Annotated in this window: 16 protein-coding genes; 10 read left to right on the top strand and 6 right to left on the bottom strand. The window is 68.0% G+C overall.

The window, feature by feature from the left end; all coding sequences use genetic code 11:
* From OVA13_RS06740 to OVA13_RS06720, 5 genes are all read right to left on the bottom strand, one after another.
* Positions 1–1,386, bottom strand: a complete 1,386-nt coding sequence (locus OVA13_RS06740) for a CehA/McbA family metallohydrolase domain-containing protein (RefSeq protein WP_267793016.1) — start codon at positions 1,384–1,386, stop codon at positions 1–3.
* Positions 1,387–1,556: 170 nt separating this feature from the next.
* Positions 1,557–4,604: a TonB-dependent receptor gene (locus OVA13_RS06735; protein WP_267793015.1), complete on the bottom strand. Its 3,048-nt coding sequence runs from the start codon at positions 4,602–4,604 to the stop codon at positions 1,557–1,559.
* Between the two features lie 144 nt (positions 4,605–4,748).
* A complete protein-coding gene (locus OVA13_RS06730; RefSeq protein WP_267793014.1) occupies positions 4,749–5,807 on the bottom strand; it encodes a FecR family protein in 1,059 nt (352 codons plus the stop codon).
* Complete coding sequence (locus tag OVA13_RS06725; RefSeq protein WP_267793013.1) at positions 5,801–6,325, bottom strand: RNA polymerase sigma factor; 525 nt, start codon at positions 6,323–6,325, stop codon at positions 5,801–5,803. The genes OVA13_RS06730 and OVA13_RS06725 overlap by 7 nt, the downstream gene beginning before the upstream one ends.
* Positions 6,326–6,485: 160 nt before the next feature.
* Complete coding sequence (locus tag OVA13_RS06720; protein ID WP_267793012.1) at positions 6,486–6,725, bottom strand: hypothetical protein; 240 nt, start codon at positions 6,723–6,725, stop codon at positions 6,486–6,488.
* Positions 6,726–7,208: 483 nt separating this feature from the next.
* On the opposite strand from OVA13_RS06720, the gene OVA13_RS06715 reads away from it, so the two are divergent.
* From OVA13_RS06715 to OVA13_RS06685, 7 genes are all read left to right on the top strand, one after another.
* The gene (locus OVA13_RS06715; protein WP_267793011.1) at positions 7,209–7,463 is read left to right on the top strand and encodes a hypothetical protein; all 255 of its coding nucleotides are present in this window, start codon (positions 7,209–7,211) and stop codon (positions 7,461–7,463) included.
* A 59-nt stretch (positions 7,464–7,522) separates the two neighbouring features.
* Positions 7,523–8,056 carry a GNAT family N-acetyltransferase gene (locus OVA13_RS06710; RefSeq protein WP_267793010.1) on the top strand — a complete coding sequence of 178 codons (534 nt, stop codon included), beginning with the start codon at positions 7,523–7,525 and terminating at the stop codon, positions 8,054–8,056.
* A 319-nt stretch (positions 8,057–8,375) separates the two neighbouring features.
* A complete protein-coding gene (locus tag OVA13_RS06705; protein WP_267793009.1) occupies positions 8,376–8,975 on the top strand; it encodes an LpoB-related protein in 600 nt (199 codons plus the stop codon).
* A gap of 55 nt (positions 8,976–9,030) precedes the next feature.
* Positions 9,031–9,180 carry a hypothetical protein gene (locus OVA13_RS06700; RefSeq protein ID WP_267793008.1) on the top strand — a complete coding sequence of 50 codons (150 nt, stop codon included), beginning with the start codon at positions 9,031–9,033 and terminating at the stop codon, positions 9,178–9,180.
* On the top strand, positions 9,177–9,647 hold the full coding sequence (locus tag OVA13_RS06695; protein ID WP_267793007.1) for a putative periplasmic lipoprotein: 471 nt from the start codon (positions 9,177–9,179) through the stop codon (positions 9,645–9,647). The genes OVA13_RS06700 and OVA13_RS06695 overlap by 4 nt, the downstream gene beginning before the upstream one ends.
* Before the next feature lie 29 nt (positions 9,648–9,676).
* Positions 9,677–10,495 (top strand): hypothetical protein, encoded by an 819-nt coding sequence (locus OVA13_RS06690; protein WP_267793006.1) that lies wholly within the window; start codon positions 9,677–9,679, stop codon positions 10,493–10,495.
* 19 nt (positions 10,496–10,514) lie between these two features.
* Positions 10,515–12,470 (top strand): COG3014 family protein, encoded by a 1,956-nt coding sequence (locus OVA13_RS06685; RefSeq protein WP_267793005.1) that lies wholly within the window; start codon positions 10,515–10,517, stop codon positions 12,468–12,470.
* A 64-nt stretch (positions 12,471–12,534) separates the two neighbouring features.
* Here OVA13_RS06685 and OVA13_RS06680 read toward each other — a convergent pair whose 3' ends face one another.
* Positions 12,535–14,598, bottom strand: a complete 2,064-nt coding sequence (locus tag OVA13_RS06680; protein ID WP_267793004.1) for a 3-hydroxyacyl-CoA dehydrogenase NAD-binding domain-containing protein — start codon at positions 14,596–14,598, stop codon at positions 12,535–12,537.
* Between the two features lie 242 nt (positions 14,599–14,840).
* Here OVA13_RS06680 and rpoE point away from each other — a divergent pair, with 242 nt between their 5' ends.
* The 3 genes from rpoE (at position 14,841) to OVA13_RS06665 (ending at position 17,912) form a co-directional block, all read left to right on the top strand.
* Positions 14,841–15,461 (top strand): RNA polymerase sigma factor RpoE, encoded by a 621-nt coding sequence (gene rpoE / locus OVA13_RS06675; protein WP_267793003.1) that lies wholly within the window; start codon positions 14,841–14,843, stop codon positions 15,459–15,461.
* Complete coding sequence (locus tag OVA13_RS06670; protein ID WP_267793002.1) at positions 15,458–16,342, top strand: sigma-E factor negative regulatory protein; 885 nt, start codon at positions 15,458–15,460, stop codon at positions 16,340–16,342. Before rpoE ends, OVA13_RS06670 begins: the two co-directional genes overlap by 4 nt.
* Positions 16,343–16,409: 67 nt before the next feature.
* Positions 16,410–17,912 (top strand): DegQ family serine endoprotease, encoded by a 1,503-nt coding sequence (locus tag OVA13_RS06665; protein WP_267793001.1) that lies wholly within the window; start codon positions 16,410–16,412, stop codon positions 17,910–17,912.
* Positions 17,913–18,044: the final 132 nt, after the last annotated feature.

Genomic DNA, 18,044 nt, shown 5'->3' with positions numbered 1-18,044 from the left:
TCAGCGCGGCACCTCCACGAACACCGGATTGGCGTAGAACCACAGGTCCTGCCACGGGTCTTCGTCGGGGATGTCGGCGGGGGGCGTGGCATCGGGCGTGTTGCTGCCGCGTGCGCGGACGAACATACCGTCAGCCGGCACCTGCATCTGCCAGCTGACGGAACGCCACGGGCCATCGGTTTTCCAGTCCTCCGGCGTGAACCGCTTCACCTGCATGCGCGGCGCGTCCCGCACACCCGGCTGTCCGACGATCAGGTCGACATGGTGCAGCGCGGGCCGCTGGCCGGCGGCATTGGAATGCGTGGGCTGGCGCACGCGCAGTTCCACCCGCACGGGCGTTCCCGCCGGCACCGACAGCGTGCCGCCCATGCCGGCGCTGCGGGGGGCGCGGCCGACGGTGTGCACCCGCAGCTCCAGCGCATCGATCAGGTCGCCGGTCACGGCGAACATCCGGCCGTAGCGCAGGCCGTCCATCACGTCGGTGGCATCGTGGCGCGCCCAGACGTACGTCTTGCTGTATTCGCCCGGGTCGAAGTCGCGGCCGCCGTCGCGAACATTGACGTGCGAGTCGGAGGTCGCAGTGATCCAGAAACGCCGCCCTTCCGCCAGCAGCGCATCCCACACGCCGCCCACCAGCGCCGTCATCTGGTCGAAGCCGCCGAAGGTGGGCGCGGCCGCATTGCGGTAAAGCCCGCGGTGCTGTGGCGCGGCCTGGTGGCCGGGTGCGCCTTCCATGCCGGCAAGCACCTGCGGCGCGGCGTCGTGCCATGCACGCAGCTCTGCCGGTTCCACCTCGCCCCACTGGCCCACGCCGGTGGCCGTGCGCGAAGGATGGTTGATGAACATCAGCGGCGGCGAAGGCAAGGTACGCATGTAGGCAAGCGCCGCCAGCATCTGCGCGCCGTCGTCGCGGGTTGCGGGCGGAAGCGGCTCGTTGCGGCTGAAGTCGCGTTCCAGGGCGACCAGCTGGTCGCGCTCGTCGGGGCCGGGCGCGATGATCAGCGATGCGTGTTCGGCGGCTGGCACGTCGAACTCCATGCCGTTGAACTGGATCAGCGACGGCACCTGCCGCCGCGCTTCCTGCAGTGCGGGCCAGGCGTGGTCGCGGGTGACCGCGGAATGGCCGGGGCCACCGTGGTCGGTGTGCACCATCCAGCGCAGGCCGTTGGCCAGCGCCTGCTGCGCGTTGCGCGTGCGCGTGTAGGGCGAGTCGCCACCGCGGATCGGCGTGGGCGGGGAGGTGGAACGGTCCCAGTCCACGCTCCATTCGCTGTGCACGTGGTGGTCGCCCGCCAGCCATGCACGGCCGGCGTCCGGCTCGGCGGCATGCGCCGCGCTCGGCAGGGCCAGCAGCGCGACGATGGGCAGCCACGGGAAAATGCGCATGGTCGGTGTCCTTTCTTTTTTTCCGGGTACGGGGAGGGCGCCGGTATCGCGCTCGCGCCTCGGGCGCAGAGAGGTTCCGGGGCGCAGTGCGAAGTGGGGGGCAATGCGGGCAGTGTGGATGCCTTCTCCCCTTGGACGGGGAGAAAGCATCCGGTGCGAGCCGGGCCGGATCAGAAATCCGCGCGCAGGCCCAGGCTGATGCGTCGGCCCGACTTTTCGTACATGGTCGGGAACGACGGGTCCATGGTGTAGCCGCTGGTTTCCTCGTCCGTCATGTTGATGCCCTTCAGGCTCAGCTTGATGTGGTCGGTCAGACGGTAACCGATCGACACGTCCAGCTGGCCGTACGCATCGCGCCAGATGGGATACATGTTGTAGCCGATCGACTCGACGTACTCGTCCTTGTGGTTGTAGGACAGGCGCGCATCGAACCGGTCGTTCTCGTAGTACACGGTGACGTTGTAGGTCTTCTCGGCCAACCCGGGCATGGGCGTGCGGATGCCCAGGTCGGAGGCGCCGGCCAGCGAGCTGTCCAGCATCGTGTAGTTGGCGTTGATGCCGAAGCCTTCCAGTGCGCTGTGCAGTGCATCCAGCGGCACCTGCGCGATCAGCTCGATACCGTCGACGTCGTACGAGCCGCTGGCGTTCACCGGCTGGTAGACGTCGAAATCGTAATAGCCGTTGAGCGTGCCGTTGGCGTTGTAGACCGCCACGTCCTGCACCACGCCGGTCAGCGAGTTGACCACCACGCCGTCGATCTTCTTGTGGAAGTACGACGCGGCCAGCAGGCCGCCGTTGGCCAGGTATTTCTCAAGGCCGATTTCCCACTGCTTGGCGTACGTGGGCTGCAGGTCGGGGTTGCCGTCGGTGAAGCGGAACGAGCTCCAGCTGGCCGTGCGCTTGTAGGCGACGTCGGTGAGCGCGGGGCGGATCAGCGTTTCCGACGCCGCCGCGCGCAGCAGCAGGTCGTGCGACAGCTCGGCGGTGAGATTGAGGCTGGGCAACACGTCCTTGTAGCTGCCCTTCTTCGACACGGGCGTGTCGGTGTAGCCGGTGGTGCCGTCGGGGTTCTGCACCGGGTGGTAGCCGAAGGAGAGCACCGAGGTGTCCACGTAGCGCGCGCCGGCATTCACCGCCACCGGTACGCGGCCCAGGTCGAAGGCGAAGTCGGCCATCGCGTATACGCTGGCCACGTCCTCGTCCACGCGGTAGTACTGGCCGTCATCGAACGGCGTGACGAAGCCGGGATAGCGGAAGAAGCCGCGTGCGTAGTCGTTGGAGACCTGCTGCCAGTCCAGCCCCTTCATGCCGTAGGCGCCGCCGGGGACGATGTCGCTGATCCGTTGCAGCGGGCTGTCGGCCAGCGTGCGGGTGTTGACCCAGGACGTGTTGCCGGGGCCCGGTCCGGTGATCTTCAGCTCGCCGTAGTCGCGTTCCTTCGACTTGTCGGTATAGCGCGCGCCCACCTGCACGGTGCGCAGCGCCGGCAGGAAGGCGAGGTCGAGCGCCTTGCTGAAATCGAGCTGTGCGGCGTACTTGTCGTCGGCGATACGCTCAAGCGTGGTCTCGTACGCCTCGAACAGGTAGCGCGAGGGCGAGTTGTACATGTCGAAGCCGGAGGAACTGGCGCTGGGGATGGTCTCGCCGCTGCGGCCGGTCCAGCGTGTGCGCGAGGGGGCATAGGCGACATGCTTCAGGTTGGCGAAGTCGGAGGTCTTCTCCGCGCCGGAGTAACCCAGCATCGCATCGACGTCCCACCCGTCGCCCTTCCAGTCCATCGCCAGGCTGTACTGGCTGAAGTCGGTCTCGTTGATGCGCTCCTTGCTGAGGAACTCATGCTGGGTGGCGGTGTAGGACACGTCGCGCAGCACCAGGATGCCGTGGTCGGCCAGGGTGGTGTCGTCATACTCGTGGATCGTTTCCAGCGTGCTGCGACTGGAGGCCGAGTAGGCCGCGGCGTCGTACTCGTCCTCGGTGGTGTCGTAGCCGCCGAGCATCGCATCGAAGGTCAGGCTGAAGTTGCTGCTGGGCCTGTACTGCAGCGAGGCGGTGGCGCCCCACTTTTCCTGGTCGTTGAGGTAGACGCGGTCGCCCACCTTGTCCTGGAACACGATCAGGTTGGATTCGGCGGTGTTGGCGCGGTTGGTGATGATGCGCCCGGTATCGCGCTCGATCACCGCTTCGGCCTGCGCGCCGCGCGTGCCGGACGCACCGAGGAAGCGCGACATGGGGCGGAAGTTGATGCCGGACGTGGAGTCGGTGCGGTTGGTGCGTTCGGCGTGCGAGAACGAGACCAGTGCGCCCCAGTCACCCCAGGTGTTGCTGGCCAGGAACGAGAACTTGGGGTCGATCTCCTCGGAGATGGAGTTGTGCGCGCCTTCGGCCGACAGCACCAGCTTGCGGCCGCTGTAGTCGAACGGACGCGCGGTGGAGATCTGCACCGACCCGGCGATGCCGCCTTCCTCGTCGGCGGCGGTCGGCGATTTCTGCACCGTCACCTGCTGGATGATCTCGGACGCGAAGATGTCGAATTCCACGTCGCGGCCACCGCTGCCGGACGCCGTCGCCAGGTCGTTGATCGACACGTGGGTATATTCGGACGGCAGGCCGCGCACGCTGACCTTGCTGCCAAGTCCCTTGTTGCGTTCGATGGTCACGCCCGGCATGCGCTGCAGCGCTTCGGCCAGGTTCTGCTCCGGGAAATCGGCCACGTCGGTGGCGACGATGGAGTCGGAAAAGCCGATGTTGGCGCGCTTGATGTCCACCGCCTGTTCCAGGCTGCGGCTGTAGCTGCCCATCACCACGACGCTTTCCAGCTGCTGCGCCTCCGGGGCGGTCGCGGCGGACGGCTCGGGCATGGCGAGCGCGGCAGGCGGCGCAGCGGCGGGCATCGCCTGGGTGGCGGCAGCGCCGTCGGCCTCCAGCGTCACTGTGGTGGCATTGAGGAAGCGGTGACGCAGGCCGGTGCCGGCGAGTAGCTGGGTGAGCGCCTGTTCCGGCGGCAGTCCGGCGGGAATGGCACGGGTCTGCGGGTTACCGGCGGCCTGCGCGTTGTAGACGAACTGCAGGCCCGTCTGGCGCGAGAATGCGTTGAGGGCGCGGTCCAGCGGCTGCGCGGGAATGGCCGCGGCCGCAACGCGCGCTTCCTGCGCGACGGCGACGGTGGTGGTGGTCGCTTGCAGGGCAAGGGCGATGGAGAGGAACAGGGTTCGGCGCATCGTGGCATCCAGTGGGGTGGAGAAGGTGTCGCGACACGGGTGTGTTCGCGCATGCCTGGACTACGACGGCGCGGAGCGTCGATCGGGCACCGTTGTTTCGATGAATTTTTTTTGACAGTGCCTGGTGCGTCGTCGCGCTTTCGCTCAGCGCTGCACTGCGCGGCCCGCGTCATGCGCGCGGGTGCGTACCAGGATGCGGTTCGTCTCGCGCGTCGTTTCCAGCGTGGGCTGGTCATCGAGGAAGGCACGCAGCAACTCGACATCGTCGCCGCGCAGGTTGCCTGTCAGGCGCAATGCGCCCGCGCCCGCATCGTCCACATGCACGCGCACGGTGTTCAGGCGATTGAACTGGTCGGCGACTTCGCGCAATGGCGTATCGCGGAACACGATGCGCCGTTGCCACCAGGCCGTCATCGTGTCGACATCCTCGCGGCTCATGCTGACGGTGTGGTCGCGGTAGTCCACGCGCGCGGCCTGGCCCGCGCGCAGGTCGGCCAGCAGGCGGCCCGCGCCGTCGTCGCCGAGGACGTGCACGCGTCCTTCGGTCACGCCGATGCGCGCCTGTTCGCGCAGCAGCGACACGTCGAAGGTCGTGCCGATGTCGCGCACCTGCAGCCCGGCCGCGTGCACGATGAAGGGCCTGCGTCCGCTGGCGACGACGAAACTGGCCTGCCCGCGGGTCAGCTGCGCGCGGCGCTGGAACAGCGTGTAGCGGATGGAGAGCTCGCTTTCGGCATTCAGGTGCACGACGGTGCGGTCCGGCAGCTGCACGCTGCGCGGGGCGCCATGTGCGGCCAGGTAGTGGCGCGACTGTGGCCACGCCAGGTGCACCATCACGCCGATGGCCAGCATCGCGACTGCCGCGGCGACGGTGCGCGGCAGCCACCGGCGTTGCGGTGGCGCACGGGAAGCGGTCCGTGCGGGACGGCGCAGCGGCAGTGCAACCACGTTGTCCGGCATGCCTGGCGCAGGTGTGCGCTCGATGAGGGCGTCCACGTCGATCGCCATCGCCTGCATGGCGTCACCCAGTTCCCCCGCCACGCGGCCGACTGCCAGGTACTCGCGCAGGTGCGCGGGGGAGGCGACCAGCCAGTCCATGAACCTGGCCTGCTGTGCACGGTCGAGCCCACCTTCGCGCTGCAGGGCATGCCAGCGTGCAGCTTCCAGCGTGACCTGCGTGGGCAGCGCCGTGGCGTTCACCATGCCTCCGCGGTATCGACAAGGGCGCGCCGGCACACGGACAGGCCACGCACCACATGCTTCTTGACCATGTGCGACGACACGCCCAGCCGCTCGGCGATCTGCTTGTAGCTCAGGCCGTCGCGGTATTGCATGACCAGCACCGCGCGGGTGTGGTCAGGCAGCGTGCCCAGCAACGCCTGCAGGCGCTGGCGCCGCTGTGCACGCTCGGCGGCGTCCTCGACACTTTCCTCGGCGGCCAGCAGCGTGGTGATGTTCTCCAATTCTTCGATGGGCAGCATCGGACGGCGACGACGTACGGCCTGTTCGCGTGCCAGGTTCAGCGCCACGGTGAACAGGTAGGCCTCGGGATTGGCGATGGCGTCGCCCTGGTGCTGGTGTGCGCGCAGCAGGCGCAGGTAGGTTTCCTGTACCAGGTCCTCGGCCTCGTCGTTGGCGCCACGCCTGACGAAGAATCCGCGCAGTACCGGCCCATGTTCCGCGAACATGCGCGCCCAACCCCGTTTTGCGTGCTCGGGCACGATGACGTCCCACCCCGGAAGAACGCGCAGGGTAGGGAGGCCAGATGACGCTGCCATGACGGTCGCTGGCCAGCATCCTCAACTGCGGGATCGCCAGGCCAAGCGCTGTTGGAACGTGTGCAGGTGCCCCCTGATCGTCAGTAGGGCAAGGCGCGTACGCTCAGTCGGACACTGCCAGCAAGGGCCGCGCCTGCGAGGCCTTGAAGATGGCGTAGAGGCGTTCGTACAGGTAGTCCTGGTCTTCGGGGGCTGCGAGCTTCAGCGCGGCGCTGGTCAGGCTCGCCCACACTTCGGCACGTGATTTGCCCGGCGACAGGCGGTAGACCTGTTCGAGCTTGCGGTCGATCTCTTCGACGATGGCATCGAGGTCGGCGCGCGTGTTGGCGAGGGGCGATGGCATGGCGTTTTCCTTTCCGTATTCGGCTGCGACGTTGGCAAACGCATCGTTAGCCACTGGTAAAAGTGCGCATGCCACGGCGATACCGTTGGTTATCGCCTCATGCCGAGAAAACATCACCGTGCCTGGTAGCGGCGTGCCTCTGCGTCGCCATGCCAGATGGTCGCCAGAATCCGCTCCCGTTCCGATGGCCTGGAGTCGCGGCGCTGGCCGTAAACCGGGGCGCAAGCGTGCGGATCGAACATGAACCATCTTGATCATCCTGTTTTGGCGCCGCCTCGACCGGCGCTGGCGTCAGGGTGTCCGCGCGGATTGTTCAAGGGCCTCTGGGCAGCAGACGCGGCCGCTGAAAAAGTGGGGTGGAACAGCCCGTGGACGCTGCGTGGGCTGCACGAAGGCGTAACCGCGGTCACAGAATCGTGCCGGTCGTCGGAAGATCCGTGCCCATGTAACACAACCGGCATCCGGCGCCTTTACCCTGCGGCCATGGACACGTTGGCCGACATCCGGGCCGTACTGGCCGCTGCAGGTGAGCGCATCGAGCGCGGCGCGGTGCGCGAATCGCCGCGCCAGTTCATGGACGAGCTGTGGGCCCACGTCTACGACCCGGCGCCGCAGGACCTGCAGCCCTACGTGTGGTCGAGGTTGGCCGACTTCTCCGCGCAGCTGGGCATGATGAGTGACCTGCCGCCGGATCGCAGTCCGGTGCGCGCACCGCCGCAGGTGTTCGCGCGGCGCTGACCTGACGCCCCCGTTCCCGCCGTTGTCGTGGTCATGACAGCAGGGAAGACGTGCACTGCATGAAAGCCGGGACCGTGATCCGCCCCGCGCGGCTGGCCGAAGCCGCCGACCTCGCCGCGATGATGCGTCGCACCTTCGTCGCGGCGAACGGCCATTGCAGCACGCCCGAGAACATCGCCGCGCACCTGCAGGCGATGTATACCCCGGAGCGGCAGGCACAGGAGATCCGCGATCCCGACACGCTGACGCTGATCGTCGAGCAGTCCGGGCGGTGGGCCGGCTATGCGCAGGTGCGCTGGGGAACGGTGCCCCCGCCGGAGGTCACGCTGCGCCCGACCGTGGAACTGGCGCGCATCTACCTGGATGCCGAGTTCCATGGACAAGGCATCGCCGCGCCGCTGGTATCGCACCTTCTGGCAGCCGCCCGCCTGCGCGGTTCGCGTTCGGTCTGGCTGACGGTCTGGCAGGACGCCGGGCAAGCCATCCGATTCTGGCGCAAGCACGGCTTCCAGATCGTCGGGCGTTCCACCTACCGCGTGGGCGACGACCCGAAGGAAGACTGGGTGATGACGCAGGCGCTGCCGGTGGAATGAGGCCGCTCCGCCCGCGTCCGGGAGCGCGTCCGCGTAGCCGACCACGCGCCTCAAGATCCGTCCCGGCCGGCCGCTAAGCCAATGAAGGCTCCGGTGCGCCGGTTGCGGAGTGTGAACTCCGTCAGAATTCCTGTTACGCTCGAGGTACACGCAGATACTTGGCCCTCGGGCCCGGGAATGCGCTGGACTGCAGACCACGTGCCATGTTTTGCGACGGATGGGGATCCGGCCGGCGTCACTGCGTTACCAACTCATTCTGACAGGGGGCCCTTCGGGGGCAGACGAGGCTATGCGGAAAATTCCATGGGGTTGTCTGGTCTTGGCGCTGTATGCCGCCGGTGTGATGCTGTCACCCGTGCAGGCACGCGACGCGGGCGGCGCGCAGGACCTGGATCCCAGCCAGAAGGGCCCGGTCAGCGGCCTGGGCATCGAGGCGCATGACATCCAGACCATGTCCGACCGCATGGTGCGCGACATGCTGGGCAACGCCACGCTGGCCAACCGCGCCACGCCGCCGCGCATCATCGTGGACAGTGCGTTCTTCACCAACGAGAGTACGCAGCGGATCAACAAGAACCTGATCACCGACCGCCTGCGCGTGGGTCTCAACCGCGCCAGCAAGGGCCGCATGGTGTTCCTGGCCCGGCAGAACGCGGCGATGATCGAAGCCGAGCGCGAACTCAAGCGCGAAGGCGTGACCGACACCGGCACGGTGGGCATGACGCGCGCGCAGTTCGGCGCCGATTACCGCCTGACCGGCAACATCGCCAGCACCGAAGCGCGCGACCCCAAGACGGGCACCATGCAGCGCTACACGCAGATCGTCTTCGAGATGGTCGACCTGGAATCGGGTGCCATCGAATGGTCCAACAGCTATGAAATCGCGCGGGCGGCCACCGACGACGTGATCTACCGCTGAGCCGCGCTCACCGCGCGCCACGGGGAAGGTGGCGCGCAACACCAGGGGAACTCCTATGAAAGCCAATGTCCTGCGGCTGTTCGTGCCGCTGCTGTGCCTGATGCTGGCCGCGTGCGCTGCCAAGACCCCGCGTCCCGTCGACCCGAACGCGCAGGTGCCCGCGCCCAACCACCCGATGCCGGTGAAATCGCAGGTGACGCCATGAAGAGCGCGCTGATGCTGGCAGCGTTGGCGGGCTCGCTGCTGGCGACCACCGCTGCGGCGGAGAACAACGTGGTGAAGTGCAAGACCTGGCAGGCGCGCCGCGCCGCGCCGGTCGCGGGCCCTGCGCTGGTGGCGAACGTGCCGAAGTCGATGACGCCGATCGACCTCAACGCCGTGCAGTTCACCGACAAGCCGCTGACCCGGCAGGTGCTGGTGGAAGGCCTGTTTGCCCGCCGTACCGAAACCGATACCGTGGAAGTCACCGCGCGCTTCGTCAACTGCACCGACAAGCCGCTGCAGGTGCAGGCGCGCTCGTCCTTCATGGACGTGAGCCAGGCGCCGACCGAACCGGTCTCGGCGTGGACGCAGGTGTTCATCCCGCCGAAGGGCACGGGCACGTACCGCGAACGCTCCATGGGCCGAGACGAGGTGCAGTACTACCTCATCGAACTGGCCCCCGGCCGCTGATCACGGAGCCCATGATGATGTCCACGCCCATGAAGTCCGCCCTGGCCTCCATGCTGCTGCTGGCTGCGTTGCCGGCCGCGGCGCAGTACCGCGACGGCACACCGCCGGTGCTGACGCCGGCGCCAAAGCACGATCCCCAGGCCACCATGCGCGACGACACCGCGTTCCGCGCGGCGTACGCCAAGGCCGGCAGCCCGCGCATCACCGTGTTCTGGAATCGCCAGCTCACCGATGCGACGAGCACGCAGTACGACCAGGTGCAGCAGGCCACGGTGCAGACGGCCGCCGCCCGCGTGACCGAGATCAGCCCGTCCGGTCGCGCCGTCGGTACCGTGCAGCAGACTGCCGCCATCGCCACCGTGCGCGAAGGCGAACGTGCGTTGCCGGATGCCGGTGCCGAACGTTCGCTGCTCAGCGAGCGCAGCGAGTGGCCGATCGCCAGCGCGTTCAGTTCGCGCCTGCAGCGCGCAGGCGTGCAACTGGTGGACCGCACGATGGCGCTGCGTTCGCAGGCCGCCGGCACCAGCGCCGATGAGCGCCGCGACGTGCAGGCGATGGAGATCAGGGCCCTGCAGGGCAAGTCGGAGCTGTTGGCCGAGGTGCTGCAGACCGCCGACCCGCGTGCGCCGTTCGGAGTGATCTTCCGCGTCGACATCAAGGACGTGAACACCGGCGCGCTGGTCGCCAGCGTGGTCAGCGACGGCAAGCCACCGGCGAAGGGCCCTGGGCGTTATGTGGCCGGCAGCAGCGGCTTCGTCCGCGAAGCCGCGCCGGAACCCACCCTGGCCGACATCGGCGACGTCGTCGCCCACGCCACATTGCAGGCGCTGGCCGCGCGCTGGCGCTGAGTTTCCGGAGACAACCCGCATGAGTCACCGCTGTCGCCTCGCCGTCATCCTCGCCCTGCTGTTCGGCCTGCCTGCCGCTGCGCAGGTGCCGGAAAGCCCGACCTCCGTTCCGGCAGACCCCGCGTCCTCGCCGCCGCAGATCGATCCCAACCTGTACTGGAGGGACGCCAAGAAACTGGAAGCCGACGCGCCGGCCATTCCCGTCTTCTACGGCCAGTCCTACGAGGGCCGGTTGTCGCTGGATAACGGCACGAAAATCGGCTATCGCAAGGAATCGACGTTCAAGTACGTGCCCGCACCGCACCCGGTAGCGTATTTCTACCTGGACATGTACGAGAAGGAGATGCTGACCTTCGGTCTGTGGACCGACTCCGTGAACGGCGTGCAGGTCAACGTCACCTACGAAAAAACGGATCGCAAGGGCAACCGCACCTGGGAAGTGGAGGGCGGAGACTTCTACGCCTACAGCAACAAGTACCGCTGCATCACCACCATCCAGGCCGGCAAGACGCGACGCTACCGTTTCGAGATCTTCCCGCAGGACATCGATGAAGTGGCGAACTACAAGTTCTTCATCCTGCCCAAGCCCGTGATGGCGCAGTGCGACAACAAAGGACTGCCGCCCGAGGTTGCCGCCTACTTCGATGCACCCGGCAAGCCCGCCACGCTGGCGCTGGCACAGTCGTGGAAGGACAAACCCTTCGTGCCCACGATGAAGGCGCCGCCGGTCTTCACGCCGGCGGGCACGGACGAGGCGCGCGCCTATGCGCAGGCCAAGCCCGAGGCGTTGCGCGGTTTCTACGAAGCGCTGTACCTGGATGGCGAGCACAACGCCGTGCTGAACTTCCAGCGGCTGGGCCTGGCCGCGATGGAGGCAGGCGCCTATGGCGAAGCCGAGTGGGCCTTCGACCAGTCGCTGGCGCGCATCGAGGCGTTCTACGGCACCACCGACACCGCCAAGGCGGCGCGTTCGAAGTGGACCAGCGAAGGCATCAAGGACTACAAGGGCGAGCCCTACGAACGCGTGATGGCCTACTACTACCGCGGGCTGCTGTACCTGCGCGAAGGCGATTACCAGAACGCACGCGCGGCATTCACCGCGGGAGAGTTCCAGGACACGCTGTCGGAGGCAGAAGAGTTCCAGGGCGACTTCGCGCTGATGAACTACCTCGCGGGTTGGTCGTCCTACTGTGCCGGCGATACTGGCCTTGCGGACGAGGCCTTCACGCTGGCGGAGCGCGCGAACCCTGCCATCCGTCGGCCCACCACCGAGACGACGCTGCTGGTCGCCGACCTCGGACGTGGACCGGTGAAGTTCGGCCGTGGCATGAGTGGCCGCCTGCTGACGTTCGTGGAGGCCGACGGCAATGGCGCCGACGAAACCGCCAGCGCGTCCATCGGCAGTGCGAAGAACCGGCAGTCGCTCGCGTTGTCCGAGTACAGCAACCTGGCGTTCCAGGCCACCACGCGGGGCGGCCGCGCCTTTGATGCCATCCTCGACGGCAAGGCGTCGTTGCAGAACGGCATGCGCAACACCGCCGAAGTCGGTTACCTGATGACCCAGTCGGGCGTCCTGCCGCTGCAGGTCGCAGGCATGCTGGTGACACTGGTGTCCGGCGGCATGGGCGGGCAGGTGAAACCCGACGCCGACGTGCGCGTCTGGGACACCTTGCCGCATCACGTGGCGGTGGGCATGACCATGCAGAAAGCGGCAACGCCGGTTGCCTTCACGTTCCAGGGCGAACACGCGATGGCGCAGGGCACGCCCGTGATGCAGGCGCAGGCTGGAAAGTGCGGCATCGCTTGGAGCCGGTCCCGCTCCCCGCTGCAGGCCGGGCCCGGTGGGCCCGGCAACGATGCCGACATCGTCGCCGCGCGCGCGAAGCGCGAGGATGCGATGGCGCGCGACGCGACATTCCGGGCGGGCCTGCGGGATCCGGCATCGGCGATGTCATCGGGTGCCACCGCACCGTAACCTTCGCGGAAGAATTTCATAGGCCGACGGAGCCGCACAGGCGCGGTCGGCCTCAGGCTGCGACCTATACCGTCGGTTGGCGCAGCAGCGGGTTGTCCCAGCCCGGCCGCGGCGCGAAGCGTTCTCCGTGGCGCGCCTGCAGGGCCTTGAGTTTTTCGACCAGCACGTCCGGACCGGTGGCCTTGATGTGTTCGATGGGGCCGCCGCGGAACGGCGCGAAGCCGGTGCCGAAGATCACGCCGGCATCCAGCAGGTCGGCATCGGCGACCACGCCATCGTGCAGGCACGCGACCGCTTCGTTGAGCAGCGGCAGGATCAGGCGGTCCTCGAGGTCATCCGGCGCTTTGTAATCCTGCGGGACCTGCGGTTTCACCGCCTTGCCGTTCTCCCACTTGTACAGGCCCTGGCCGTCTTTCTTGCCGCGCTTGCCCGGTTCCACCGTCGCCAGCGCTGAAGGCAGCTGCAGGCCGAGGAAGGGCGAGAGTTCAGCGCCCACGCCCTGCGCAACGTCCAGGCCCACCGTGTCGATCAGTTCGATCGGTCCCATCGGCATGCCGAACTTCACCGCGGCCTTGTCGATCACCGGGCCGGGGATGCCTTCGGCGTAGGCCGTCGCCGCTTCCAGCATGTACGGGAACAGCACACGGTTGACCAGGAAGCCAGGCGTGCCGGCGACCGGCACCGGGAACTTGTCCAGCGCCTTGCAGAACGCGGCCAGGCGCCTGACGTTGGCGTCGTCGAGCGCGTCGTGCTGCACGATCTCCACCAGCGGCATCATCGCCACCGGGTTGAAGTAGTGCAGGCCGGCGAACTGCGCCGGGCGTTGGATGTGCTCGCGCAGTTCGGTCAGCGGGATGGACGAGGTGTTGGTGGTCAGCAGCGCGTCGGCCTTCAGGCGCGGCTCGACAGTCTGGTAGAGATCGCGCTTGGCTTCGGGGTTTTCGATGATGGCCTCGATCACCAGGTCGGCCTGCGGCACGCCGTCGCCGGCCAGGTCGCCCTTCAAGCGCGCGGCCACGGCGGGGCGCTTGCTCTCGTCCTTCACCTTCTTGGCGAACAGTTCCTGCGCACGCGCCAGCGCGCCATCGATGAAGCGCTGCTCGCGGTCCTGCAGGGTGACGTTGAAGCCCTTGTAGGCGGACCACGCGGCGATGTCGCCGCCCATCACGCCGGCGCCGACGACGTGCACGTTCGCGATGCCATGCTCCTTGCCGCCAAGCCCCTTGAGGCGTTCGGTCAGGAAGAAGATGCGCACCAGGTTGCGCGCGGTCGGCGTGGAGGCCAGCTTCACCACGGCCCTGCGCTCGGCGTCGAGGCGGCCCTGGATGCCCTTGCCGCCGGCGGTTTTCCACACGTTGACCAGCGCGTACGGCGCGGGGTAGTGCGCCTTCGGCGCCTTGCGCGCGACCTGCTTGAGCATCTGCGGCGCCAGCAGCTGGCGGGCGAGCCAGCTGTTGCTGATCCAGCCGATGAAGCGCTGCTTGAACGCGCGTTGCGGGCGCGAGGCGATCAGCGCGACCGCGGCGTCGATCAGCACGGCCGGTTCGGCGATCTTGTCGACCAGCCCCATCGTCTTGGCCGAACTGGCCGACAGCGTGCGGCCGGTGAGCATCATGTCCATCGCCTTCGGCGCGCCCACCAGGCGCGGCAGGCGTGCGCTGCCGCCCCAGCCGGGGAAGATGCCCAGCTTCACTTCGGGCAGGCCGATGCGGGTGGACGGATCGCTGCTGGCCACGCGGTAATCGCAGGCCAGCGAGATCTCGGTGCCGCCCCCCATGCAGAAGCCGTGGATCGCCGCCACCGTGGGGCAGGGCAGTTCGGCCAGTTTCTGGAACACGGCCTGGCCGCGGCGGATCGCGTCGTTGACCGTGCCCTTGCGGTCGAATTCCTGGAATTCCTTCAGGTCGGCACCGGCGATGAAGCCCGACGCTTTCGCCGAGCGCAGCACCACGCCCTTGGGTGGCTCGATGGCCAACCGTTCGATGATGTCGGCCAGTTCGATCAGCACGTCCTGGGAGAACGCGTTGACGCTGGCGTCCTGGCGGTCGAAGGCCAGCACCACGATGCCGTCCTCGCGCAGCTCGGTCTGCCAGTGACTGAATCGCAGCCCATCGAAGTTTGCGGCCATGCAGGGACCATCCGTTCACGTATGGAGAAGGCCGCTATCATCCCGAGGTTGTTTAACCCGCGTCAAATCCGCATATCCCTATGGCGGCGCTGTCCAGGGCGTGACCGGCGGCAGGGGTGATGTTCCCGTGGTGCCGGTTAAATTCTTGATACGCCAGCAAATGTTGCGTGGCGTTGAACTTTCCTCCGCGAGCGCGGTCACAGTGCCCGGCCATGGCCGAGCTGACAGGAGTGCGGCCCGGCATGGCCGATGCAGATTCAACCCAGGAGCTGGACCTCGAGCTGGTCAGACGCGTGCAACGCGGCGACAGCGCGGCCTTCGACCTGCTGGTGCGCAAGTACCAGCATCGCGTGGTGGCGCTGATCGGGCGGTACATCCATGACTGGAGCGAGTGCCAGGACGTGGCCCAGGAGACCTTCCTGCGCGCTTATCGCGCGCTGGGGAATTTCCGGGGCGATTCCCAGTTCTATACATGGCTGCACCGTATCGCCGTGAACACCGCCAAGAACCACCTGGTCGCCAACAACCGCCGCCCACCCACGGGCGACGTGGATGCGGCCGATGCCGAACAGTTCGACATCGGCGCGCGCCTGCGCGACACGGACACGCCCGAGCGCGAGCTGATGCGCCAGGAGCTGGAACAGACGGTGATGAAGGCGGTCGATGCCCTGCCGGAAGAACTGCGTGCCGCCATCACCCTGCGCGAGGTGGAAGGCCTGAGTTACGAGGAGATCGCGCAGAAGATGGACTGCCCCATCGGCACCGTGCGTTCGCGGATCTTCCGCGCCCGCGAGGCCATCGATGAGCAGCTGCGTCCCCTGTTGGATACCGAAAGTGCAACCCGCGAGCGTACCCGCCCATGACTGCCAGCCCTGACTCCATCGCCACCGACAAGCTGGATACCCATTACCGTCAGCAGCTCTCCGCGCTGATGGACGGGGGTCTGGCCGCCGACGAGGCACGCTTCCTGATGCGCCGCCTGCAACACGACCGCGAACTGACCGGCTGCTGGGAGCGCTGGCAGCTGTGCGGGGACGTGCTGCGCGGACAGGCGACGGCGCCTGCGCCGGCCGGTTTCGCCGAGCGCATCGCCCAGGCCGTGGCCGCGGAGGCACCGCTTGCCGCCGCCATGACCTCCGAATCACGCCGCAACCGCAGTCTGCTGTCCCGCTGGGGCGGTGGCGCGCTGGCGGCATCGGTGGCGCTGGTGGCCTTGTTCATGGCCCGCCAGCAGGCACCGCAGGAGGCGCCGGCGGAAGGTACGCTGGTCGCGTCGCAACAGACCCAGGCGGCCCCGGCGCCATCCGCGCCGCAGACACCTGCGCCGGCCGCGCCGGACGCCGAAGCCTACGCGGCCGCGGCGGTTGCCGTCGCCAGCGTGCCCCGCCGCCAGGACACAACGGCCCGTCGCAGCGCCACCCGCAACCAGCAGGCGGCCCGCGCGGCCGCCCGCGTGGCCCGGGCCGAGGCACCGGCGCGCGCTGTCGTCGGTTCCCCGGCAGCGCCGACGGTGCTGGCGTCTTCCACCCTGGTGGTGCCTGCCAATCCGTTCGCCAGCCGGCCGCAGGAAACCGTGCCCCAGGCACGGCCGTGGCCGCGTTCCACACTCTCGGGCTACCCGGCGGCAGGCGGACTGACCACCGGCTACGCCACCGATTCCGCCAGCCGCACCTTCTACCCGTTCGAGCCACGCCTTCCGGCCAGTCCGCCGGTCGCGCCTCCGGACGACGCGCGCCGGGACTGACCTGGCGCCGCCGGGCGCGTCCCGGCCCCCTCCATTACTGGACACACTTCTTCGAGGCCTGCATTCGATGACTCCCAATGCCCGTAACAGTCTATTGACCCTGCTGATGCTGACCACGCCGCTGGCCGCCTGCGCGCAGCAGGCCGATTCGCCCGCGCCGACCGTCGCCGCCGCGCCTGCCGTGGCGCAGTCGTCGGCCCCTCAGCTGGTTACCGGCCTGCCCGATTTCACCCAGCTGGTGGAACAGGTCGGTCCGGGCGTGGTCAACGTCGAAGCCAACATCGGGTCGCGCCGCACCGCGCAGGCGGACGACGAAGAGATCCCCGAGTTCTTCCGACGCATGCTGCCGCCGGGCTTCCAGATGCCGGGGCCGGGCCAGCAGGGGCCGCAGCGTCGTGGCACCTCGATGGGGTCGGGTTTCGTGATCTCCGCTGATGGCTATGTGCTGACCAACCATCATGTGATCGACGGCGCGGACGAAGTGAAGGTCACCCTGCCGGATCGCCGCGAGTTCACCGCCAAGGTCATCGGCAGCGACCAGCAGTACGACGTCGCCCTGCTGAAGCTCGACGCCAAGGGCCTGCCGACGGTGCGCCTGGGCAATTCGTCCACGCTGAAGCCGGGCCAGTGGGTGGTCGCCATCGGTTCGCCGCTGGGCCTGGACCACTCGGTCACCGCCGGCATCGTCAGCGCGGTGGGCCGCAGCGCCTCCCCCGAGCAGCGCTACGTGCCCTTCATCCAGACCGACGTGGCGATCAACCAGGGCAATTCCGGCGGCCCGCTGCTCAACACGCGCGGCGAAGTGGTCGGCATCAACTCGCAGATCTTCTCGGTGTCCGGTGGCTACATGGGCATCAGTTTCGCCATCCCGATCGACCTGGCGATGGGTGCGGTCGACCAGCTGAAGAGCAGTGGCAAGGTCAGTCGCGGCCAGTTGGGCGTGCAGGTGGGTGCACTGGATACGCAGCAGGCCAAGGGCCTGAATGCACCGGATACGCGCGGCGCCCTGGTCAACGACGTGGTCAGCGGCAGCCCGGCGCAGAAGGCGGGCATCGGTCCGGGCGACATCATCCGCTCGGTCAACGGGCGCGCGATCAACGATTCCAGCGACCTGCCGCCGGTCATCGGCGCGATGGCGCCCGGCACTCGGGTCACGCTGGGCGTCCTGCGTGATGGCAGATCGGTGGACGTGCCGGTGACGCTGAGCGAATTGGACGAAGGCCAGGGCGTGGCCAGCACGGCGCCGGTCATGCCCGACCAGCCGGCCGCGCCGACCGGCCGCAACCCACTGGGCATCCTGACCCAGCCCCTGAATGCCGATACCCGCAAGCAGTTGGGTGTGGATGCGGGGGCGGGTGTGCTGGTTAGCAGCATCCAGAGTGCTGCTGCGCGCGAGGCGGGCCTGCAGCCCGGCATGGTGGTGCTGCAGGTGGGTCGCAACAAGGTGAACTCGCCGGAGGCACTGGACCAGCAGCTGGCCGGCGTGAAGGCCGGCGATACGGTGATGCTGCTCGTCCGCCATCGTGGAGTGACCCGCTTCCTCGCGGTGACGGCTGACAAGACCGGCTGACCTTCCCGCCAGGAAAGTTGTCCTCCAGCGCCCCGTGCCGGTCACGGGGCGCTGCCGTTTGGCGCCTCGGGAACGCCCTGTTTCCGCTTAATCGGCCATCAGGGGCAAGCCGGCCTCCCCGGCGTGCGATAA

The sequence above is a fragment of the Pseudoxanthomonas sp. SL93 genome, assembly GCF_026625825.1.
Classification (GTDB): domain Bacteria; phylum Pseudomonadota; class Gammaproteobacteria; order Xanthomonadales; family Xanthomonadaceae; genus Pseudoxanthomonas_A.
This window is presented reverse-complemented; position numbering and strand designations above follow the sequence as displayed.

Excerpts from the sequence above, each read along its gene's own strand:
- OVA13_RS06695 (WP_267793007.1), top strand. The coding sequence starts at position 9,177 with ATGAAGAGCGCGCTGATGCTGGCAGCGTTGGCGGGCTCGCTGCTGGCG.
- OVA13_RS06735 (WP_267793015.1), bottom strand. The coding sequence starts at position 4,604 with ATGCGCCGAACCCTGTTCCTCTCCATCGCCCTTGCCCTGCAAGCGACC.
- OVA13_RS06730 (WP_267793014.1), bottom strand. The coding sequence starts at position 5,807 with ATGGTGAACGCCACGGCGCTGCCCACGCAGGTCACGCTGGAAGCTGCA.
- OVA13_RS06670 (WP_267793002.1), top strand. The coding sequence starts at position 15,458 with ATGACTGCCAGCCCTGACTCCATCGCCACCGACAAGCTGGATACCCAT.
- OVA13_RS06715 (WP_267793011.1), top strand. The coding sequence starts at position 7,209 with ATGGACACGTTGGCCGACATCCGGGCCGTACTGGCCGCTGCAGGTGAG.
- OVA13_RS06740 (WP_267793016.1), bottom strand. The coding sequence starts at position 1,386 with ATGCGCATTTTCCCGTGGCTGCCCATCGTCGCGCTGCTGGCCCTGCCG.
- OVA13_RS06685 (WP_267793005.1), top strand. The coding sequence starts at position 10,515 with ATGAGTCACCGCTGTCGCCTCGCCGTCATCCTCGCCCTGCTGTTCGGC.
- OVA13_RS06710 (WP_267793010.1), top strand. The coding sequence starts at position 7,523 with ATGAAAGCCGGGACCGTGATCCGCCCCGCGCGGCTGGCCGAAGCCGCC.
- OVA13_RS06680 (WP_267793004.1), bottom strand. The coding sequence starts at position 14,598 with ATGGCCGCAAACTTCGATGGGCTGCGATTCAGTCACTGGCAGACCGAG.
- rpoE (WP_267793003.1), top strand. The coding sequence starts at position 14,841 with ATGGCCGATGCAGATTCAACCCAGGAGCTGGACCTCGAGCTGGTCAGA.
- OVA13_RS06700 (WP_267793008.1), top strand. The coding sequence starts at position 9,031 with ATGAAAGCCAATGTCCTGCGGCTGTTCGTGCCGCTGCTGTGCCTGATG.
- OVA13_RS06720 (WP_267793012.1), bottom strand. The coding sequence starts at position 6,725 with ATGCCATCGCCCCTCGCCAACACGCGCGCCGACCTCGATGCCATCGTC.
- OVA13_RS06690 (WP_267793006.1), top strand. The coding sequence starts at position 9,677 with ATGAAGTCCGCCCTGGCCTCCATGCTGCTGCTGGCTGCGTTGCCGGCC.
- OVA13_RS06665 (WP_267793001.1), top strand. The coding sequence starts at position 16,410 with ATGACTCCCAATGCCCGTAACAGTCTATTGACCCTGCTGATGCTGACC.